The sequence below is a fragment of the Rhodococcus sp. SB1D genome (assembly GCF_048573875.1).
GTDB lineage: Bacteria > Actinomycetota > Actinomycetes > Mycobacteriales > Mycobacteriaceae > Rhodococcus_F > Rhodococcus_F qingshengii.
In genome coordinates, this window is the sequence record NZ_JBMAIQ010000003.1 from 446471 (window position 1) to 465570 (window position 19100).

Below are 19100 nucleotides of genomic sequence, written 5' to 3' on the forward strand. Positions count from 1 at the left end.
GTCAGCCGGCGCACGGATCCTGATAGGGAACACCGGGCAGGTACCGCTCCCATTCGGCTTCCGTGATGGGAGATCCTGCGGTGCGGCACAATCGATCAACGACGCCGTCGGGGTCGATTCCCCACAAGCGAACGGTCTTGTCCGACCCACTGCCCGCGATCATGTCACTCTCGCCCGCGAACTGAGCGTCGTTGACGCGACCCGGGTAGGCGGACAGCGTCGCAAATCGTGTTGACCGCGAGGGAGTCTCGATGTCCCAGAGCCAGACGGTTCCGTCGCCGACACCGGCAGCGAGCCGATCACCGGCGCGGTTGAACGAGATCGAATAGATTGCGCCCTCGGGGCCGACGAGACGAGCGAGTTCCTCGGGTGCCGACGGTGTGCGTACGTCCCACACGGCGACACCGTGATCCGCACTTCCAGCGGCCAACAGCGTTCCGTCGGCGCTGAAAGACACTGCTAATGCGTAGCTTTCGAATCCACCCACCGTCGCCGCCACCCGGGGCGACGCTGCGTTCGACACGTCCCACAGATCCACTTCGTTCTTGGCGTTCGCGATCGCCAAGATGTCGGTACCTGGCTGAAAGGCCATCATCTGCGGGTAGGAGCCGACATCGGTCGACGACAACAGTTTCGGAGCCGACGGGTCGGAAACGTCGACCAACGCAATACTGTTGTCGTCCTGCGAGGACACCGCCAGCAGATCTCCGGCGGGATTCAGCGCGACAACCGCCACGATGCCCTTCACATATACCGCAGGCTCGCCGTAGATACGTGGCGACGCCGGATCACTCAGGTCCCAAAGATATGCACCGCCGCCGCCGGTGCCGCTCACAGCCAGGTTCCCGTCTGCCGACACCGCCGACGCACCGCTGAAAGAGTCGTCCCCTTGCGGTTTCAACTCCGGCATCACCGCGGGGCGATCGAGATCCTCGGTGTTCCACGCCAACATCGCGCCACCCCTGGCACCGACGCCGGCCACCAGACGCGAGCCGTCCGCGGCAAAGGGACTGGTGAAGATCGTGTCCCGAGCTCCCGCCCAGACCGGACCCGGAAGAGCCCACACGCGAGTCACACCGTTGAGTCCCCCGGTGACCAGATTGCGGCCGTCATCGCTGTAGTCGACTGTGGTCACCGCCCCACTGTCCGGAAGTGTCTCGATCAATGCCCCGGTTCGGGGGTCCCACACGCGCACGGAGTTGTCGGAACTCCCTGCAGCAAGGCGTGTTCCATCTTTACCGTAGTTGAGTTCGTTGACGTAGCTGGAAAATCCCGTCAGTGCCTGCAGGGGAGTGGGGCGCGCCGGATCGCTCATGTCCCACCGAACCACCTCCCTGCCAGTGGTTCCCGCCGCGAGCTCACGTCCGTCCGGGCTGAAGGCAACGCCGAGGTAGTGGACGGTGGTGCCGTTGGGCTCGGTCGCGAAGATCGGCGCCGATTCCTCACCCCACTTCGCGACGTCCCACACGCGCAGAGTCGCTTGACGCCCGCCCGCCACGAGGAAACGTCCGTCGGGGCTGAACGTAGCGGTGACAATGCCGTCAGCTGGATGCGGAAGAGCAGGCAAAGCAACGGCATTCGTGGAGGTGTCGATGTTCCATCGCAGGACGTCGGGCGTCGAGGTACCGGCGACCAGCTTGGTTCCGTCTGGGCTGAACTCCATGTCCTGCACTACGCGTTCACCGTCGACGGGAAGTGTTCCACGGACCGGATTCTTCGGGTCCGACACATCCCAGAGTGCAGCGCCGCCGGCACCACCGGTCGCAAGGAGCCGTCCGTCCGGGCTGTAGGCGACGGCAAAGAGGGCCGTGCCCTCCGAGACTCCGAGGAACTCCGCCTGCGGAACGGCTGAGGCAACACCGTCCACCATCGGATAAAGCCTGACCTTCCCGTCCGAACCACCCACCGCCACAACAGTTCCAGCTGGGTTGATCCGGGCCTTCATCGCGCCGGGCGGTCCGATGATGCGAGTAGCCGAATGAACGCCCGACGCATCCAGCAATGCCGAGCGGGCTTCGGTCGTTTCGTTGACCGCAAATGCCGCCAGAGCAAGCTGCGACGCCAGCGACGGATCCCGCTCACGCATCCTGATCGACTCGGTGGCCACCTGACGCGACATCGCCTCGTCGCGCGCAGTATCTGCTTGGACACGTTGACGATTGGCGCCGATACCGGCGACGGTGGCAACCACCGCCAACACCAGAGCGATCACCGACGCGGCTGCCAGCGCAGTCACGAGCCGTCGTAGCACGCGTGTACGTCGGCGATCGGCAAATTCCTGCTGATCACGATGCTCGATGCTCGCGGCGAGGTACTCCCGCTCGGTGGCATTGAGGTCGGCGGCGCGGGTCCGACTCGGTTCCAGTGGGAGCCCGAGTTCGCCCGAACGCAGCCATTCTTCCGTCAGATGAAGACGTGCGGGTCCGAGCAGCGCGCCGGGGTCGCGTCCACTGTCTTCCCACACCTGCGCCGCGTAGGTGAACCGGCGATGCACCGCCAGACCGGCGCGGTCCGAGTCGATCCAATCGCGAAGCCGACTCCACGCGGACAGCAAGACCTCGTGCGAAACCTCGACGGTCTCCTCGTCGACGGTGAGAAGGCGGCGTAAGGCGAACCGGTCGATGACGGTATTCACGTCGTCGACGTCGTCACCGAGGAAGAGTTCGGTGCGCGGTGCCCGCCGACGCGTCTGCGTCACTTCGTCGACGTTGACCAACCGGAGGAAGATCCTGCGCGCCAACTGCTGCTGCCGCTCTGTGAGCTCGCCGTACACTTCCTCCGCGCTTTGCTGGACGGCTCCGGCAATCCCGTCGGTGGCGTAGTAATCGGAGACGGTCAGAGTTTTACGCGTCGACCGTTGCCAGGTCCCCAACAGTGCGTGTGACAGCAAGGGCAAAGCTCCGGGGTCGCTCGCCGTACGCGAGCCGCGTGGTGTCAGCTCGGAGACCAGAACCTGAACCAATTCGCTCTGCACGGTCATCCCGGCCTTGACCGCCGGCTCGACGATCACCTCGCGCAATTGTTCGTCGGTCAGCGGCCCGACCACCATCGGCGAATCGTCGAGCAGCGGCACCAAAAGCGGTTCCTCCGCCGCGAGCCCGTAGAAGTCGGCGCGCATTCCGATGACGGCGATGGTGTTCTCACCGAGTTCCGCGAGTGTCTGCAGTATTTCCTCGCGCCGATCACCATCGCACTGCGTCCACAGTTCCTCGAACTGGTCGAGGATCAAGACCGTTGGTTCGTCGGAAATCGACGACGGAATTCCTCCCGTACCCGGCTGCAGGGTTTCCACCCGCCAACCGTCGAACCGTGGATCGTCCCCGGCGATCTTGGGGGCGAGCCCGGCCCGCAGCAACGACGACTTACCCGATCCTGAAGCACCGATCACCATGAACTGACGGCGACCATCACCTCGTATCGCCGACGCCACCCGCTCAACCAAGTTGGCAGTGAGTTCGTCTCGACCGAAGAACCACTCGGCGTCCTCTTGCCGGAACGACTCGAGACCTCGATACGGAACGGTGGCGTCGCCGCGTCGTCTGGCCGTCAGCTGTCTCACTCGTTGCACCGCACTGATCCAGCGCTGCCGCTCATCCTCGGAATCGACGCCGCAGGCCTCGAGGAGCGCGAAAAACATCGGGGTACTCGCCGGCGTCGGCAGGTGTTGGCCGGCAAACCATCCGCTGACGGTTCCGTGCAAACCACCCGAACGCTCGACGGCTTCGCGGACCGTCAGTCCGGCTGCGTTCCGCAGTGCAGTGAGCGTCTCAGCAAACTGCCCACGCGACTCGATCCGGGCGGGATCGACCTGATTGTGCGTAGCGGCTTCTGCCTTCGAGTTCATAGCGACGCACTCTATCGGAGCAGGTAGGGGATTTGTCCGTTGTATGGACTCTGTATCGAGAGAGTTGCACCCGTTCCACTGAGACACCTCGATCGAAATACTCGTCTCAGTCGCACCCTGAGCCAGCAGCCCTTCTGCAAATACGGCAGTCGACGCCCATCCCCTCCGTCGAAAGGCGCTACTCGCATGTCTTCAATCGGCATTTCTCCGAAGATCGAGGCAAACGTGTCCCGAGTCGGCAACCCCAAGCACGGCAAGCACAAGCCGAAGCTGAGCGTCCGCGAGATCGAAGTACTTCTTGCCTGGCTACGTTCGGATTCCAAGTCCGAGGTCGCCGAGACACTCGGCCTACGCGTCTGCACCGTCAACACACACATCACTCGGATCCGCACGAAGTACAGCGACGTCGGGCGGCCGGCTCCCACGAAGGCAGCATTGTTTGCCCGCGCGGTCCAGGACGGGTACACCACCCTCGACGAGTGGTGACCTCAGACCGTGACGGGTTCCGGTTCCTTCGCCTTGGACGGCTTCAGCCAACCGGGTAGCCAGGCAGGTTGTTTGTCCGGTGCTTGATCGAGAACACCGCCCGCCGGATCGTCGATGAACCCGTACCGCACGAGATCCTCCGACGGCCGGTAGATCTGCCGGAGCACCAGCGCGCATAGAACGAGTACCGCGATGTCCCGGATCACGACGGTTCCGGTGAACCACTGCTCGGGCAGCCCCTTGTTGGACACACCGAGGTAATACATCATTCGTGGAACCCAGACCAGGGCGTCGATGGTCATCCACGCGAGCAGGAGTCTGCGGTGCGGCAAGGCCAACACGGCCAGCGGCACCAGCCACAGAGAATACTGCGGGCTCCACACCTTGTTCGTGAGCAGGAAGCCCGCCACCAACAGGAAGCACAGCTGCGCAACTCGCGGACGACGCTGCGCCGTCAGGGCGACGTATCCGACACCGATGCAGACGGCCACGAACAAAAGCAGAGAGACGGCGTTGAGATTCGACGGCGACTCACCCTGTGCGAGAGGACCGTCGAGGCCCTTCCACGACGTGAACGACGCGATCACGTTGTAGAGCGAATCCGGATCGGCCCCGCGTTCGGAGTTGAGCCGGAAGAATTCGTACCAACCATGGGGGTACAGCGCGGCAATGGGCAGGTTCATCGCAAGCCATGCCGCGACCGCGCTGAGAGCGGTCACCAGCCAGTCCCTCGTCTTGCCCGCGCGCAGACACAAGACCAAGAGCGGTCCCAGTAGGAGCAGCGGGTAGAGCTTTGCGGCGCCGCCCAGGCCGAGCAGGATTCCCGCGAGCACGGGCCGCTTGCGTGCCCACGCCAACAACCCACCCGCCGCGAACGCCGTCGCCAGAGGATCGAAGTTCGTGAACACGTGCACGATCACCAAAGGGGAGCACGCGATGAGAGCGCCGTCCCACACTCGTCGTCCGGCCAGCAGGGTGCTCGCCCACACGGTGACCAGCCACGCCAACGCCAACCCGAACGCCACGACGTTGAAATAGAGCGCCACCTGAATCGCGCCCGGCAGCCAGGTGATCGAATCCCACGCCTTCGCGACTTTCATTGCGCCGTACTGATAGAGCCCCGAGATGACCGGATACTCCATGTACCGCATCTGGATCGAACCGTCGCCGCGTACTTCTTCCCACGACGTCTTGTACGGGAATGCTCCCTGATCGAGGCGCTCGGCTCCGTACAGCGGAACGGTGTCGGAGTAACACATCGCCACGTACTGACGGCTGCCACTCCAGTCGAGGCCGACCTGCCCGCTCTCGCCGACCGGCGCCTGCTGAATACAGCCAGCCTTCGCGAACCAGCCGAAAGCCAAGAACACCACGGCGAGCAGAAGGATCACTCTCATCGGTGTGAAGAAGCGAGTGCGCCCGATCAGTGCGTGACGACCTACCGGACCGCCGACGGTTCCCGACAGCGCAGACACCATCGCGTCGTTGCGACTGGGAACGTCCCGCCAATCCGCCGAACGAAGATCTTCGGCCAGCGGAGCGGGGGAGGTCGGTTCGGCATCATCAGCATTCGCGGCCACTCCGCGAGGTTACCGTCTTTCGAACCGACCACCCTCCAACTACTGGCCGGGGCTCACACCTGCCGGTTCTTCCTCGGTGGTCTCCCCTGCCCCTGGTACCTGTGGCGTGGTTGTCGTCGGCCGGGAGATGCCCGGAATCGGGATCGTGATGCCCGGCAGAACCTCGACCTGCGTCGTTGTCACCACGGGCGGCGGAGTGGTTTCCGTCGTCGTCGGTGCGGTGGTCGGCGGCGCCGACGTCTTGGGCGGTGCGGGGGCCGTGTACTCCGGAACACCACCGGCTTGACCGTTGATCTTGCCCGGCGTCGGGAACTTCTCGTTGTCGGTGCCCTCGAGGGCGCCGTCCATCGTGTCCTTCCAGATGTCCGAAGGCAGACCCGAGCCGTAGATCATCGCGCCACCGGAATTGGTGATCGCTTCACCGTCGGGAGTTCCGACCCAGACCGCGGTCGAAAGCGACGGCGTGTAGCCGACCATCCACGCGTCCTTGTTGGCTCCGGTGTCACCGAGCTGCGCAGTACCTGTCTTCGACGCCGACAGACGTCCGCCGGCCAGGTTGTGACCGCGCGAGTACGCCGCGATCGGCTGCATCGCAGCCGTCACGTTGTCCGCCACGGCAGCGTCGATGCGGTCTTCACCGGCGGGCGCGCCGCGGTCCAGCAGCACGGTGCCGTCGGCCGCGACGACCTTCTGCACGAAGTGCGGTGCGTGATACGTACCGGACGCGGCGAGTGTCGCGTACGACGACGCCATGTCGAGCACGCGGGCCTGGTACTGGCCGAGCACGATGCCGTTGTTGGGGCCGGAACCGTCGGCCTCGGTGAGCGACGGGCCGACGCCCGGGATGTCCTTCGGGATGCCTGCCTTGTGAGCGATGTCCGCGATTTCCTGCGGGCCGTTGCCGTCGAGGCTGAGCATCTGACGGTAGAAGCTGGTGTTCAGCGAACGCTTGAGCGCCTCTGCGATGGTGCAGGTGCCGCAGCTTTCACCTTCGACGTTGCCGATGGAGATGCCGTTGACGGTCAGCGGTGAGCTGTCGTACATCTGCGAGAGCGGGATTCCCTGATCCAGGGCGGCTGCGAGGCCGAACACCTTGAACGAGGAACCGGTCTGAAGTCCGGCATTCGCGAAGTCGTATCCCGCGCCGTCCTCACCGCCGTAGTACGCCTTGACGGCTCCGGTCTTCGGATCGACCGAGACAACTGCGGTACGCAGGTTCTCCGGCTCGCCCTCCATATTGGAACGGGCTGCCTCGACCGCTGCGGCCTGAGCCTGCGGGTCGATGGTCGTGGTGATCTGCAAGCCCTCGGTGTTGAGCAACTGCTCGCTGATTCCAGCGTCGCCGATCTCCTTGAGCACCTGACGCTTGATCAGGCCCTCGGGGCCGGTCGAGCCCTGGCTGCTGTTGTCGACCTGGGCGAGCGGGATGTAGGCGGGGTACTGCATCGGCGTGCGCGCGGCCTGATCCAGCGTGCCGGCGGACACCATGCCGTCGAGCACGTAATCCCAACGGGACTTCGCGCCGGTCGGGTTGGTCTCGGGATCGAGGAGCGACGGAAGCTGGATCGACGACGCCAGGACGGCGCCTTCTTCGATGGACAGCTGGTCGACGGGCTTACCGAAGTAAGCCTTGGACGCGGCTTCGATACCGTACGCACCACGACCGAAGTAGATGGTGTTCAGGTATGCGGCAAGAATGTCGTCCTTGGACCACTCGTTGGCCATCTTCGAGGAGAGAACGAGTTCCTTCATCTTTCGCGTCAGCGAACGCTCCGAGCCGACGAGCGCGGTCTTCACGTACTGCTGAGTGATGGTCGATCCACCACCGGCACTGTCGCGACCGAGGACGTTGTCACGGGCTGCGCGTGCGAAACCGGAGATCGAGAAGCCCGGGTTCGAGTAGAAATCGCGGTCCTCTGCGGCCAGAACGGCGTTACGAACGTGCATCGGTACCTGATCGAGCGAGACCTCGACGCGGTTACCTTCGTCCGGCGGGACGACGGTAGCGATCACGGTGCTTCCGTCGGCGGCGAAGACCGTCGCCACCTGATTGGTCTTTTGGTCACCGGGCTTGGGGACGTCCTGCACGATGTACGCGGCCATGAAGGCAAGGACGGGCAGAACAAGACCGAGCGCCACCAAGACGTAGGCCGAGCGGCGAACTGTGCGCCACTTGGACTTCTTCTTCACGGTGCTCTTTCTTCCCTTCGGGGGTTGTCCGTCGTTGCCACCGCCACCGGAGCCACCTGTCGGCGGCTTCGTCGGTGGAGGTCCGACCGGCGGGCGGGTGCCCGCGTTGCTACGGGTGGTCGCTGCTGCTGCCGCGACGCGCTGGGTCGGTTCGTTTGCCTGAGCGCCGGAGGCGCGATCTCCTTGAGCGCCTACGGCGCGATCTCGAGGCGGCGGGCCGGCAGGTCGGCCTTGCGGCGGACGACCCTGAGGAGGGGGACCGGCGGGGCGGCCCTGAGGAGGCGGGCCCGAAGGTCGGGCTTGCGGCGGACGACCCTGGGGCGGGGGTCCCATCGGACGACCCTGAGGGGGCGGACCCTGAGGGGGCGGACCCATCGGAGGGCGTCCCTGCGGTGGTGGGCCCATGGGACGTCCCTGCGGCGGACGACCCTGAGGAGGTCCGGCGGGACGGTTGGGACCGACGGGACGGCCACCCGGGTTGTTGCCGCCCGGGTTGTTGTTGCTGGGGGAACTCACGAATCAAATCTCCAGTGGTCACGGACCGATCACGTGCAGACTTCGATCGGGCCCTTCTTCGGGTGTGGCGTTACTCGCTGGCGGTGCGCCGGCTTGGTGGGCGTGCTCGCCGCGGTCGCGGCGGCGCAGGTACTGCGCCGAGCACATAGGACTGCACCAAGTGGTTCCAACTGCAGGTACGGCACACCTCTACAACGTGCACCGTGAACTCCTCTGCTGTTTCCGCAAGCCGAGCGAGCTCGTCCGAGGTTCGGGCCGATCCCGAAACCTGACCGAGCTTGTCGCCGAACACCCAGGACACGAGCGTCAACTGTTCCTTGCGGCAAATGGGGCAGACGACGTCGCTGCCCCGGCCGTGGAACTTCGCGGCTCTGAGTAGGTACGGATCGGCGTCACACACCTGCTTGACGTCGGTCCGACCCGCAGACACTTCGGCCAGCACAGACCGACGCGCGAGCGCGTAGTCCACAACTTGCCGCTGTATCCGCACCTGACCAGCGTACGTGCGTCCGTGCCGCGACGGACGGTTCGGGAGGGTCACGATGAACACATTTCGGGGGCTGGGGGCATGGCGACCAGCCATTACGATCACTTCCTGTGAAGTCTTCTCGTTCTCCGATGACGCGTGCTCGTGATCTTGATCGCGTCGAAACGTGCAATGTGTTGGACGCCGCGTACGCCGAAGGGCAGTTGAGCGCGGAGGACTACTTCGAACGGACCGAAAAGGCGAGGTCCGCGAAAACCCTGCTCGAGCTCGCGCGCCTGGTCAACGATCTGCAGGTGCCGAAGATCGATACCACAACGGCGCCTCGGACGTCGGTGACGCGCAAGGCCGTGTACATCGGCGGCGCTGCTCTGATCGTCGTCGGCGCCGTCGCCGCGGTGGCCTGGAGTCGCTCACCATTGACGCCTTCGGAAGACATCACCGCCAGTTATGCCAGCACTACTTCCCTCGCGCCACCGTTGCCGACCACAACCCTGGTGACGGAGCCGACCGTCGAACCGATCCTGATCGCACACATCGACACATTGACTCCCGAGGGTATCGGCGCATTTATCGAGAGGTATCGAGAAGAGTTCGGCGACATGTTCGTCGACGGCGCGAGCTTCCACGAGAAGCATTCCTCGGTCCAACGCGCAGCACCCGGTGCACCGGCTCAGACCCAGCGCATCAGCTTCTGGGGTGGATTCCAGATCGAGCCGAACAACACCCCTCGCAGAAGCGATCAGCCGACGTTCGACCTCGGCTCCATCCAGATCGACAAACTCACGCCGTTCATGGAAAACATCGGCGAATTCATCAAAGTGCCGGACGCGACGATCACCGCCGTGATCCTCAACGCGAACTACGGCGTCCCGGAGATCGCGATCTATGCAGAGAACGGACTCGGCCACCAAGGACGCATCGAGGTCACGCCGTGGGGCGAGATCTCTCGTTCCTACCCGTACGGGAGCTAGGGTGAGCCGGTGAGTGGGTCCCCGACTACTACCTCTACGCGCACCCGTGCGCGCGACGTCGACCGTTCCGATACCTGCGCCGTTCTCGATACGGCTCTGTCCGACGGCCAGATCACGGTCGACGAGCACGCGAACCGGACGGCTGCGGCCATGACCGCGACCACGCTCGGACAGCTCGATCTGCTGGTCCGCGATCTGCAGAAAGCAACGCTGCGCAACGCCGTCGCCAAAGTTCGCCGTATCGACAAGATCTGGTACCTCGCAGCCGCATCGACTATCTTCGCCGGCCTGATCGGGTACCTCACCTTGTCCGCCGACCCTTCACCCCCACCGCCTCCACCGGCGGCAGCCGAAAACGTCGAACCGCTTGCCCCCATTGTGAGTTCGACGTTGAACACGGTCACCGCAAGCGGGATCGGGGAATTCATCACCAGATACAGCGCCAAGTACGGCACGACGATAATCGATTCCGCCAACTTCTACGACGGCTATGCAAGCGTCACTCGCGCCGCCGCTGTCTCGCCGAACCTGGAGGAAGACATCGACTTTCGAGGCGGTTTCACACCACGCGACAGCACGTCGACTCGAGCAGCCAGCACCGTCACCTTCGACCTCGCTGCCGTCGACATCGACAAACTCGCCGGATATCTGGCAGGAGTGTCCGCAAATCTCAACGTCCCCGACGCCGAGATCACACACATCAGCATGAGTTCGTCGAGCGACGATCCACGCGTCTCCATCTACGCCAGCAACAACCTCGGCGCGAGCGGCTCAATGGATTTGACCCCGGATGGCCGCCCGATCCGCTTGTCTCCCTTCACTCCTCGATAGGCCCCGGACATGCCGAACGATCTGACCAGGACCACCCGCGCTCGCAATGCCGATCGCGAGGCTACCTGCGCAGTGCTGGACTCCGCCTTCGCCGACGGACAACTCACGGCGACCGAGCACGACGAATTGACCGAACTCGCCGCGGTGGCAGTCACTCTCGGCGATCTCGAAGATTTGACGTCCGATCTGCAGACCGAGGCGTCCCTACCCATTCTTCGGAAAGAACCTTCGCTCGACACGCGTTGGATCGCCGTTGTGATCATCGCGCTGTCACTGGTCTCGGCTGTCGGTTTCGGAATCAAATACGCCGCGTCCGACGTCACGATCTTCTCGAGCCCCGAGCCACAGTTACACACCGTCGACGGCCTGGGGGCGATGTTCCATGCCATCGAAACGGAGTACGGCAGCGGACTGGTCGACGAGATGACCATCTATCCCACTTATGCACGCGTAACGCGCGCCGATCCTGCCGCGCCGCGCAAGAGCCTGGACAGCTACTACCGAGGCGACCTCGAGGACACGACTTCAGGAGGATCACGCGAACCCGACGTGACACAGATCGACGTCAGACAGCTCGATCCTCGCATCGTGATCGCCCTGCTCGACGGCGCCGGAACAACGACGTCGGTGCAAAATCCGACCACTCGGTACGTCTCTGTCGATAGCACCGAAAATGTTCCGACCATCCAGATTCACGTCGGCAACGACCTCGACGAGAGCGGGTACCTGACCGCTGCCCTCGATGGCGAAATCATGTCGATCTACCCGTTCACCCCCTGATCTAGCCGTGACACCCTGGTACACGTATCGGTCCGCAGTGTGGTTTTATATATCGGCGCGATATAGTTGGTTATCGCATCAAGCGGTTAGGTTCAACGACTCGGGAGGTTTGTCAGTTGCTCGAACTCGCAATCCTCGGGCTGCTCCTCGAGTCACCGATGCACGGATACGAGCTGCGTAAGCGGCTCACTGGTCTGCTCGGCGCATTCCGCGCGTTCTCGTACGGATCGCTGTACCCGGCACTGCGGCGCATGCAAGCCGACGGATTGATCTCGGAAGACGTCGACACTGCCACCGGCACGCTCAAGCGTCGGGCGCGTCGCGTCTACCAGCTCACTCCGGAAGGTCGGCAACGGTTCACCGAACTGGTCGCCGACACCGGGCCGCAGAACTACACCGACGACGGTTTCGGCGTTCACCTCGCCTTCTTCAGCCGCACCCCCGCAGAAGCGCGGATGCGGATCCTCGAAGGCAGGCGACGTCAGGTCGAGGAGCGCCGTGAGGGGCTCCGCGAGGCCGTCGGTCGGGCCAGCGGATCGCTGGACCGCTATACCCGTCAGCTCCATCAGCTCGGACTCGAATCGAGTGAACGCGAAGTGCGTTGGCTCAACGAATTGATCGCAGCCGAGCAATCGACAACAGGAACATCCCGGAAAGAAGGAGAACCCGACCATGGGTGAGAACAGCACCGCGGTGCGCGTAGCCATTGTGGGCGTGGGTAACTGCGCCTCGTCCCTGGTTCAGGGCGTCCACTACTACAAGGATGCCGACGAGACCCAGACGGTCCCCGGCCTCATGCACGTCAAGTTCGGTAAGTACCACGTCCGCGACGTGCAGTTCGTCGCTGCGTTCGACGTCGACGCCAAGAAGGTCGGCTTCGACCTCTCCGAGGCGATCCTCGCGAGCGAGAACAACACCATCAAGATCGCCGACGTCCCGCCCCTGGACGTTCCCGTTCAGCGTGGCCCGACCCTCGACGGCATCGGCAAGTACTACGCCGAGACCATCGAGCTGTCCGACGCCGAGCCCGTCGACGTCGTCAAGGCACTCAAGGACGCTCAGGTCGACGTCCTCGTCTCCTACCTGCCCGTCGGTTCCGACGACGCTGACAAGTTCTACGCACAGTGCGCGATCGACGCAGGCGTGGCATTCGTCAACGCTCTGCCCGTCTTCATCGCTTCCGACCCGGAGTGGGCTGCCAAGTTCAAGGACGCCGGCGTCCCGATCGTCGGTGACGACATCAAGAGCCAGGTCGGCGCCACCATCACCCACCGCGTGATGGCGAAGCTGTTCGAAGACCGCGGCGTCGTGCTGGACCGCACCTACCAGCTCAACGTCGGTGGAAACATGGACTTCAAGAACATGCTCGAGCGTGATCGCCTGGAGTCCAAGAAGGTTTCCAAGACCCAGGCCGTGACGTCCAACCTGACCGGCGCACTTGCCGGCAAGGTTCACGACCGCAACGTCCACATCGGTCCCTCGGACTACGTGGAGTGGCTCGACGACCGCAAGTGGGCATACGTCCGCCTCGAAGGCCGCGCCTTCGGTGACGCTCCCCTGAACCTGGAGTACAAGCTCGAGGTCTGGGATTCGCCCAACTCTGCCGGCATCATCATCGACGCCGTCCGCGCAGCCAAGATCGCCAAGGACCGCGGCATCGGTGGACCGGTTTACCCGGCTTCCGCTTACCTGATGAAGTCCCCGCCGGTCCAGATGGCCGACGACAAGGCTCGCATCGAGCTCGAAGCGTTCATCATCGGCGCCGACGAAGCTTAATTCGACTCACACTGATTCGGGGTCTTGCGCCAACGGCGCAAGGCCCCGATTCTGTTATCCGCAGGGTGTTTCCGCATCCGCGCGGGTAATCACGCCTGCGGCTGCCGAATTGCCGTGCGGGTCCGGGTGCCGCTCAGCGTGGAATGATGGACATCAGAACCATCACACGGATCGAGGACCCCATGTCGATTACGTCGCTGCCAGTGCTCGATCTGTCGCTTGCGCAGAACCCCGACACCGCCGAGCAGTTCCGCACTCAGCTCCGCGAGGCCACCCACGAGGTCGGATTCTTCTACCTGGTCGGCCACGGAATTCCCGACGAACTGCAGCGACGCCTCCTCGACGTCGCCCGCGAGTTCTTCGCGCTACCGACTGCCGAGAAGCTCGCGATCGAGAACGTCCGCAGCCCGCACTTCCGTGGGTACACCCGGCTCGGCGGCGAACTGACCGAAGGCAAGCAGGACTGGCGCGAGCAGATCGACATCGGGGCCGAACAGCCCGCGGCCGAGCGCACCGACACCTCACCGGCCTGGGAGATCCTGCAGGGCCCCAACCAGTGGCCCGACGCCCTTCCCGAACTTCGCGACGTCATCACCGAGTGGAACGACACGCTCACCTCGATCGCATTGAGCCTCTTACGCGAATGGGCGGTAGCCCTGGGGCAGGACGCAAACATCTTCGACGACGCGTTCGCTCACGATCCGTCGATCCTCATCAAGGTGGTGCGTTACCCGGGCCGCCCGAAAGGTGCCGGCTCCCAGGGCGTCGGCGGACACAAGGACGCGGGTGTGCTGACTCTGCTCTATGTCGAACCGGGCAAAGGCGGTCTGCAGGTCGAGCACGACGGCGACTGGATCGACGCGCCGCCGATCGACGGGGCGCTGGTGGTCAACATCGGCGAACTGCTCGAGGTCGCTACCGGCGGATACTTGAAAGCGACTGTGCACCGGGTAGTTTCACCCGAGGGCGACGGCGAACGTATCTCGGTGCCGTTCTTCTTCAACCCGAACTACGCAGCGCAGATCCCGGAGTTCGACCTACCGCCCGAGCTGGCGGCGCGCGCCACCGGCGTCACCGTGGACGCGAACAACCCGATACACGATTCCTACGGGGCGAATGCCCTCAAGAGTCGACTACGTGCGCACCCCGATGTCGCGGCCCGCTGGTGGCCGGACATCGTTGCGGCACAAAGCGCTACCTGATGCTGAACTACAGATCCATCGCGACTTTCCACGCCGTGTGCATCGCGCCCTCGATGTAGTCGACGTTCACCGCGTCACCGACCACATGTACGTCGGACACGACACCGATCAGAGAATCGGCCAGTGGCGCCTGCGCCGACACTCCCGACGCGACGACAACCATGTCGGCTGGAGCGGTCCGTGTCTTGTCACCGGAACGGAATTCGACGTGCTCCTTGGTGATTCGCTGCACCGTTGAATTGCGGTGAATGTCCACACCGACATACTTGGCGTGGCGCACCGCCGTCCAGCGGCGCGGCATCGCCATCGGAATACCCAACTGCTGGCCTTCTTCGATCAGCGTCACATTGCGACCTCGCTCGGCCAGGAACTCTGCAAGCTCGAGTCCGACAAGCGAACCACCGATCACGACAACGTCCTTACCCATGGGCAGGAACTTGCGGGTCACAGCTCGGATCGCCGCGGGGCTCTTGGTAATACCGGACAGCTTGCCCAACTTGGCCATCGTCCGCAGGAACGGCGGTACCTGTGAGACGTCTCCCGCTCCGGTCATCAACGCGCGCAACGAATCACCGGTGTGCACGTGCGGGAGATCACCGCCCGGAACACTAGGCCGCTCACGAACCGCACCGGTGGCCACGACTACGGCGTCGGGGTTCAGTGCCCGGATCGAGGCAACCGAGGCTTCGGTCTTCAGTCGAACATCGACACCGAGACGCTCGATTTCCACTTTCAACCAGCTGAGCAGACGCCCGTTGTCCGGGGTAGTGAGGCTCGAGAACCACAGGGTGCCGCCGAGACGATCGGATTTGTCCAACACCGTGACTCGGTGCCCACGTTCAGCGGCCACGCGAGCCGTTTCGAGACCACCGGGGCCCGCTCCGACCACAACAATGTGTTTCGGAGTGCTGGTCCGAACAAAGGGGAGAAGCGCTTCGTTGCCCAGGGCAGGGTTCACCGCGCACAGCGGGGTCTCGTCCCAGAAGTTCTCCTGCACGCAGACGTAGCAATTGATGCAAGGCCGAACCCGCTCGGGTACACCGTCTTTGAGTTTGTTCACCAACTGTGGATCGGCCAGGAGCTGGCGGCCCATTGCGGCGAAGTCCGTGCGACCTTCCGCGATCATCTTCTCGCCGACCTCGGGGAGCATACGTCCGACGGTGATCACGGGGATCGATATCGCCTGCTTGATTCGCGTTGCATTGTCGGTGTAGTAGCCGACCTTGTCGGGCAGGGGGCCGTCGGTGAAGTTGGCAAAAGCATTCAGCGCGGTACCGGTGACATGAATGGCGTCAGCTCCGGCCTCTTCGAACATCTTCGCGGCCGCAGCAGCCTCGTCGACCGTCAGCCCGTCGGTTTCGCCGTACTCTTGACCGGCCAGACGCACGATGACGGCAAGCGCACCACCGACCTCCTCCTTGACCGCCCGAATGACCTCACAAGCGAGGCGAGCACGGTTCTCCATGGAACCTCCGTACTCGTCGCTGCGCTGATTCGTGTACCGACTCAGGAACGCTCCGAGGACGTAGTTGTGGGCACAGTGAATCTCGACGGCGTCGCCGCCCGCCGCCTTCACCCGTCCGGCAGCCTCGGCGAACATGCGGACCAGCCAATCAAGATCTTCCTTGGTTGCCTCGTGGTACGTAGCCCTCTTGCCCTCGTTGATGGCAGCCATCTTGCCCAGTTCTTCTGGCGTGCAATCGGCCATCGCACTCATGTCACCCGGCGGCTTCGGTGTGGACGGGACCAACTGGGGTCGGCCGTCGAGGGTATCGATGCGCGCCACCTTGCCGTGGTGTGTCATCTGCACACAGAGCTTGCTGCCCGCGTCGTGGACTGCGTCGGCCAACGCCTTGAGACCGGGGATGAACCGGTCTTCCGAAAGCCCCGGTTCCTTGCGGCTGGTGCAGCCCAGCGGATACGCAACAGCGCAGCAACCGGTGATGATCAGACCCGTTCCACCAGCTGCACGCGCCACGAAGTGGTCGATGTCGCCCTTTTCGATTTCCCCGTCTTCACACAGGTTCATGTCCATCGCAGGGAGAACCACGCGATTGGGCACGGTCATCGGGCCGATGGTGCCTGGTGCGAGCAGGTGCGGAAAGGTCTGGCTTCGGATCGTCACGAGCAGACGCTAGAACCGGACCACGCCCATCCGTTGCCGCACTCCCGATCAACGAGACTTCAAGCGCTGTGACGTGCGAGGCACTCGGCTATCACCTCGAGCGCATATTCGAGGTCCGCGGATTCCACCCGTCCGTAGCCGATGACCAATCCGCCGGGGTCTCCGTGCGTTCGGGTGGACTCGACCAGGGTGGGCACTTCGACGCCGTGCAGGAGCGCCTCGCGAGCGACGGTCGCTGCCAGATCCGCGTCGAGCATGAGCGTCGTGTGCATGCCGGCGCCGAGACCCCGCAGTTCACCGAACGATGACAGCGCTTCCTCGACCGCCCGATCACGCTCCCGGTACCTGCGCCGGGCGGTACGCACCGCTCGATCCCATTCGCCGTCACGGAGCAGGGACAGGAGTGCTTGCTGCAGCGGAACCGACGGGAAGTCGCCGATTCGCTTGCGGTGTACTGCTATGCGGTCGACCAGGTCGAGGGGAGCTACCAACCAGCCCAATCGAATTCCGGCGCCGAGCGTCTTTGCAACTGTTCCGAGATACACCACCCGATCAGGAGCCAACTGGGCAAGCGCAGGCAAAGGCGCTACGTCGTAACGGAATTCGGAGTCGTAGTCGTCCTCGAACAGGACGACGTCGCGGACGCGGGCGAACTCGATCAACTGGTTGCGCCGACCTACCGGAAGCAGCCCACCCGTCGGATACTGATGGGACGGTGTCACATACACGCCACGGACGCTCTCCGACGCAGTTTCGAGTTGGTCGACACAGAGACCATGAGCGTCGACGGGCACGTCGAGCAGCGACCATCCACAGGCTGTAGCGGCCGAGGACGCATACCGGTATCCGGGATCTTCCATCGCCAGAACAGCACCACGGGTACGCAGAGCCGACAGGGCGAGGCCGAGACCATGCGTGGCACCTGAGGTGATCAGGATTCTCTCGGGTTCAACCGACATTCCGCGGGCTCTTGCCAGCAATTCCGATAGTGCCGAACGCAATTCGTAGTCACCCGCAGGATCGGGATCCTCGAAAGGTGGCGGTTTGGACCCGACGTCACGCCACGCCCGCCGCCACGCTGCCGATGCACGCGGCGGCGTCCACGGCACGCCCGGCCGGAGCTGCACCCTGGGCGACATCTTGTCGGCGGCATTCTTCGGTGTAGTCGTGGGAGTGACCATGGGGGAGGGCGCCTCGGCAACGAAGGTGCCTGAGCCGTGCACAGCGACAAGCCAACCCTCGGCGATCAACTGCTCATACGCCCGTTCCACGACGCCCCGCGCCACCTCGAGCTCCGCCGCCAGCTTCCGGGAACTGGGTAACCTCAGACCCACTGCCGCCTTACCACTGCGGATATCAGCTCTGAGGTGGTCGGCAATCTGGATCGGGAGCGCCCGCCGATCTGTCCGGTCGAGGACGACGGCTACCGCCGAAGGCAGAAACATTCAGAACCCTCCCGGAAGTGGCAAATCGAAGTGGCCTATCGAAGTCTCCACTGATTGGACCATGACTTGAAGCCACTTTGCCACCAGCATTGTCTGCATGACAGATTCCGTTGTCTTTGCTGCCCCTGCTCCTGCCCCCACTGCACCTATTCCGCTGTCCCCGACAGCACGTACGACGCACAAGCGCGCCCGCCACCACGGCGTCGCAGAACGCGCGGCACTCGTCGACGTCTTGCAGTCCGCGAAGCTGTGCCACATGGGTGTGACCGTCGGCGGAGTTCCCATGGTGTTTCCCACCGCCTACGGGTTCGACCTCGACGGCCCCGACCGCGGCGGATCTATTTATGTTCACGGTTCAGTCGCTTCACGGAGTTTGGCTCCCGACAGCGAAATCTGCATCACCATCACGATCCTCGACGGGCTCGTGTTGGCTCGGTCGGGCTTCCACCACTCGATGAACTACCGCAGCGGCGTCATCATCGGATCACCTCGAGTCGTGACCGACGGCGACGAACGCGTGAAGGCTTTGAATCTGATCGTCGACCAGGTGGTTCCCGGACGTTCCCAACACTTGCGGGATCACACGCGCAAGGAAATGGCGGCAACCATCGTTCTTGCGCTGCCGTTGTACGAGGCTTCCGTCAAGGCTCGCACCGGCGGCCCCGGTGACGATGCCGCCGACATCGGTATCGAAACCGTTTGGGCTGGAGTAGTTCCCGCAGCTACGCACTTCGGTGAACCGATCCCGTCCGAGGATCTCGACTCCGGTGTCGCGCTGCCGGACCATATCTCGACGATGCTCTGACCGCACACGCCGTACACACCGGGGCATGGCTAAGCCCCGGTGTGTACGTATTCAGTTGCGCC

14 protein-coding genes are annotated in these 19100 nt (G+C 63.9%); 8 read left to right on the plus strand and 6 right to left on the minus strand.

The window, feature by feature from the left end:
• Window position 1: 1 nt before the first annotated feature.
• Window positions 2-3844 carry a helix-turn-helix domain-containing protein gene (locus ACN50D_RS10895; RefSeq protein WP_211921773.1) on the minus strand — a complete coding sequence of 1281 codons (3843 nt, stop codon included), beginning with the start codon at window positions 3842-3844 and terminating at the stop codon, window positions 2-4.
• A gap of 186 nt (window positions 3845-4030) precedes the next feature.
• On the opposite strand from ACN50D_RS10895, the gene ACN50D_RS10900 reads away from it, so the two are divergent.
• Window positions 4031-4330 (plus strand): helix-turn-helix transcriptional regulator, encoded by a 300-nt coding sequence (locus ACN50D_RS10900; protein WP_003941253.1) that lies wholly within the window; start codon window positions 4031-4033, stop codon window positions 4328-4330.
• A 2-nt stretch (window positions 4331-4332) separates the two neighbouring features.
• On the opposite strand, the gene ACN50D_RS10905 is transcribed toward ACN50D_RS10900, so the two are convergent.
• The 3 genes from ACN50D_RS10905 to ACN50D_RS10915 all read right to left on the minus strand — a co-directional run bounded on the left by ACN50D_RS10905 (window position 4333) and on the right by ACN50D_RS10915 (window position 9106).
• Entirely contained in the window at window positions 4333-5910 is a 1578-nt protein-coding gene (locus tag ACN50D_RS10905; protein ID WP_211921775.1) for a glycosyltransferase family 87 protein, read from the minus strand.
• A gap of 39 nt (window positions 5911-5949) precedes the next feature.
• The gene (locus ACN50D_RS10910; protein ID WP_064689047.1) at window positions 5950-8100 is read right to left on the minus strand and encodes a transglycosylase domain-containing protein; all 2151 of its coding nucleotides are present in this window, start codon (window positions 8098-8100) and stop codon (window positions 5950-5952) included.
• A gap of 586 nt (window positions 8101-8686) precedes the next feature.
• On the minus strand, window positions 8687-9106 hold the full coding sequence (locus ACN50D_RS10915) for a DUF5318 family protein (protein ID WP_042448217.1): 420 nt from the start codon (window positions 9104-9106) through the stop codon (window positions 8687-8689).
• Between the two features lie 128 nt (window positions 9107-9234).
• Between ACN50D_RS10915 and ACN50D_RS10920 the strand changes: the two genes are divergently transcribed.
• The 6 genes from ACN50D_RS10920 (at window position 9235) to ACN50D_RS10945 (ending at window position 14663) form a co-directional block, all read left to right on the plus strand.
• Window positions 9235-10074, plus strand: coding sequence for a DUF1707 SHOCT-like domain-containing protein (locus tag ACN50D_RS10920; RefSeq protein WP_211921777.1), 840 nt, complete (start codon window positions 9235-9237; stop codon window positions 10072-10074).
• A 9-nt stretch (window positions 10075-10083) separates the two neighbouring features.
• Entirely contained in the window at window positions 10084-10905 is an 822-nt protein-coding gene (locus ACN50D_RS10925) for a DUF1707 SHOCT-like domain-containing protein (RefSeq protein ID WP_050656990.1), read from the plus strand.
• 9 nt (window positions 10906-10914) lie between these two features.
• Complete coding sequence (locus ACN50D_RS10930; protein ID WP_054827438.1) at window positions 10915-11685, plus strand: DUF1707 SHOCT-like domain-containing protein; 771 nt, start codon at window positions 10915-10917, stop codon at window positions 11683-11685.
• Between the two features lie 116 nt (window positions 11686-11801).
• Window positions 11802-12365, plus strand: a complete 564-nt coding sequence (locus ACN50D_RS10935) for a PadR family transcriptional regulator (protein ID WP_003946014.1) — start codon at window positions 11802-11804, stop codon at window positions 12363-12365.
• Entirely contained in the window at window positions 12358-13461 is a 1104-nt protein-coding gene (locus ACN50D_RS10940) for an inositol-3-phosphate synthase (protein ID WP_003945979.1), read from the plus strand. The genes ACN50D_RS10935 and ACN50D_RS10940 overlap by 8 nt, the downstream gene beginning before the upstream one ends.
• Before the next feature lie 143 nt (window positions 13462-13604).
• Window positions 13605-14663 carry an isopenicillin N synthase family dioxygenase gene (locus tag ACN50D_RS10945; protein ID WP_223304565.1) on the plus strand — a complete coding sequence of 353 codons (1059 nt, stop codon included), beginning with the start codon at window positions 13605-13607 and terminating at the stop codon, window positions 14661-14663.
• A 7-nt stretch (window positions 14664-14670) separates the two neighbouring features.
• On the opposite strand, the gene ACN50D_RS10950 is transcribed toward ACN50D_RS10945, so the two are convergent.
• Both ACN50D_RS10950 and ACN50D_RS10955 read right to left on the minus strand, forming a co-directional pair.
• Window positions 14671-16788: an NAD(P)/FAD-dependent oxidoreductase gene (locus ACN50D_RS10950; RefSeq protein WP_211921779.1), complete on the minus strand. Its 2118-nt coding sequence runs from the start codon at window positions 16786-16788 to the stop codon at window positions 14671-14673.
• Between the two features lie 59 nt (window positions 16789-16847).
• Window positions 16848-18233, minus strand: coding sequence for a PLP-dependent aminotransferase family protein (locus ACN50D_RS10955; RefSeq protein ID WP_211921781.1), 1386 nt, complete (start codon window positions 18231-18233; stop codon window positions 16848-16850).
• Between the two features lie 97 nt (window positions 18234-18330).
• On the opposite strand from ACN50D_RS10955, the gene ACN50D_RS10960 reads away from it, so the two are divergent.
• Entirely contained in the window at window positions 18331-19038 is a 708-nt protein-coding gene (locus ACN50D_RS10960; RefSeq protein ID WP_083058516.1) for a pyridoxamine 5'-phosphate oxidase family protein, read from the plus strand.
• The last annotated feature ends 62 nt before the right edge of the window (window positions 19039-19100 follow it).

What these genes read in the sequence shown, in the direction of transcription:
- ACN50D_RS10960 (WP_083058516.1), top strand. Translation starts at nt 18,331, where the DNA reads ATGACAGATTCCGTTGTCTTTGCTGCCCCTGCTCCTGCCCCCACTGCA.
- ACN50D_RS10895 (WP_211921773.1), bottom strand. Translation starts at nt 3,844, where the DNA reads ATGAACTCGAAGGCAGAAGCCGCTACGCACAATCAGGTCGATCCCGCC.
- ACN50D_RS10940 (WP_003945979.1), top strand. Translation starts at nt 12,358, where the DNA reads ATGGGTGAGAACAGCACCGCGGTGCGCGTAGCCATTGTGGGCGTGGGT.
- ACN50D_RS10930 (WP_054827438.1), top strand. Translation starts at nt 10,915, where the DNA reads ATGCCGAACGATCTGACCAGGACCACCCGCGCTCGCAATGCCGATCGC.
- ACN50D_RS10945 (WP_223304565.1), top strand. Translation starts at nt 13,605, where the DNA reads ATGATGGACATCAGAACCATCACACGGATCGAGGACCCCATGTCGATT.
- ACN50D_RS10920 (WP_211921777.1), top strand. Translation starts at nt 9,235, where the DNA reads ATGACGCGTGCTCGTGATCTTGATCGCGTCGAAACGTGCAATGTGTTG.
- ACN50D_RS10900 (WP_003941253.1), top strand. Translation starts at nt 4,031, where the DNA reads ATGTCTTCAATCGGCATTTCTCCGAAGATCGAGGCAAACGTGTCCCGA.
- ACN50D_RS10955 (WP_211921781.1), bottom strand. Translation starts at nt 18,233, where the DNA reads ATGTTTCTGCCTTCGGCGGTAGCCGTCGTCCTCGACCGGACAGATCGG.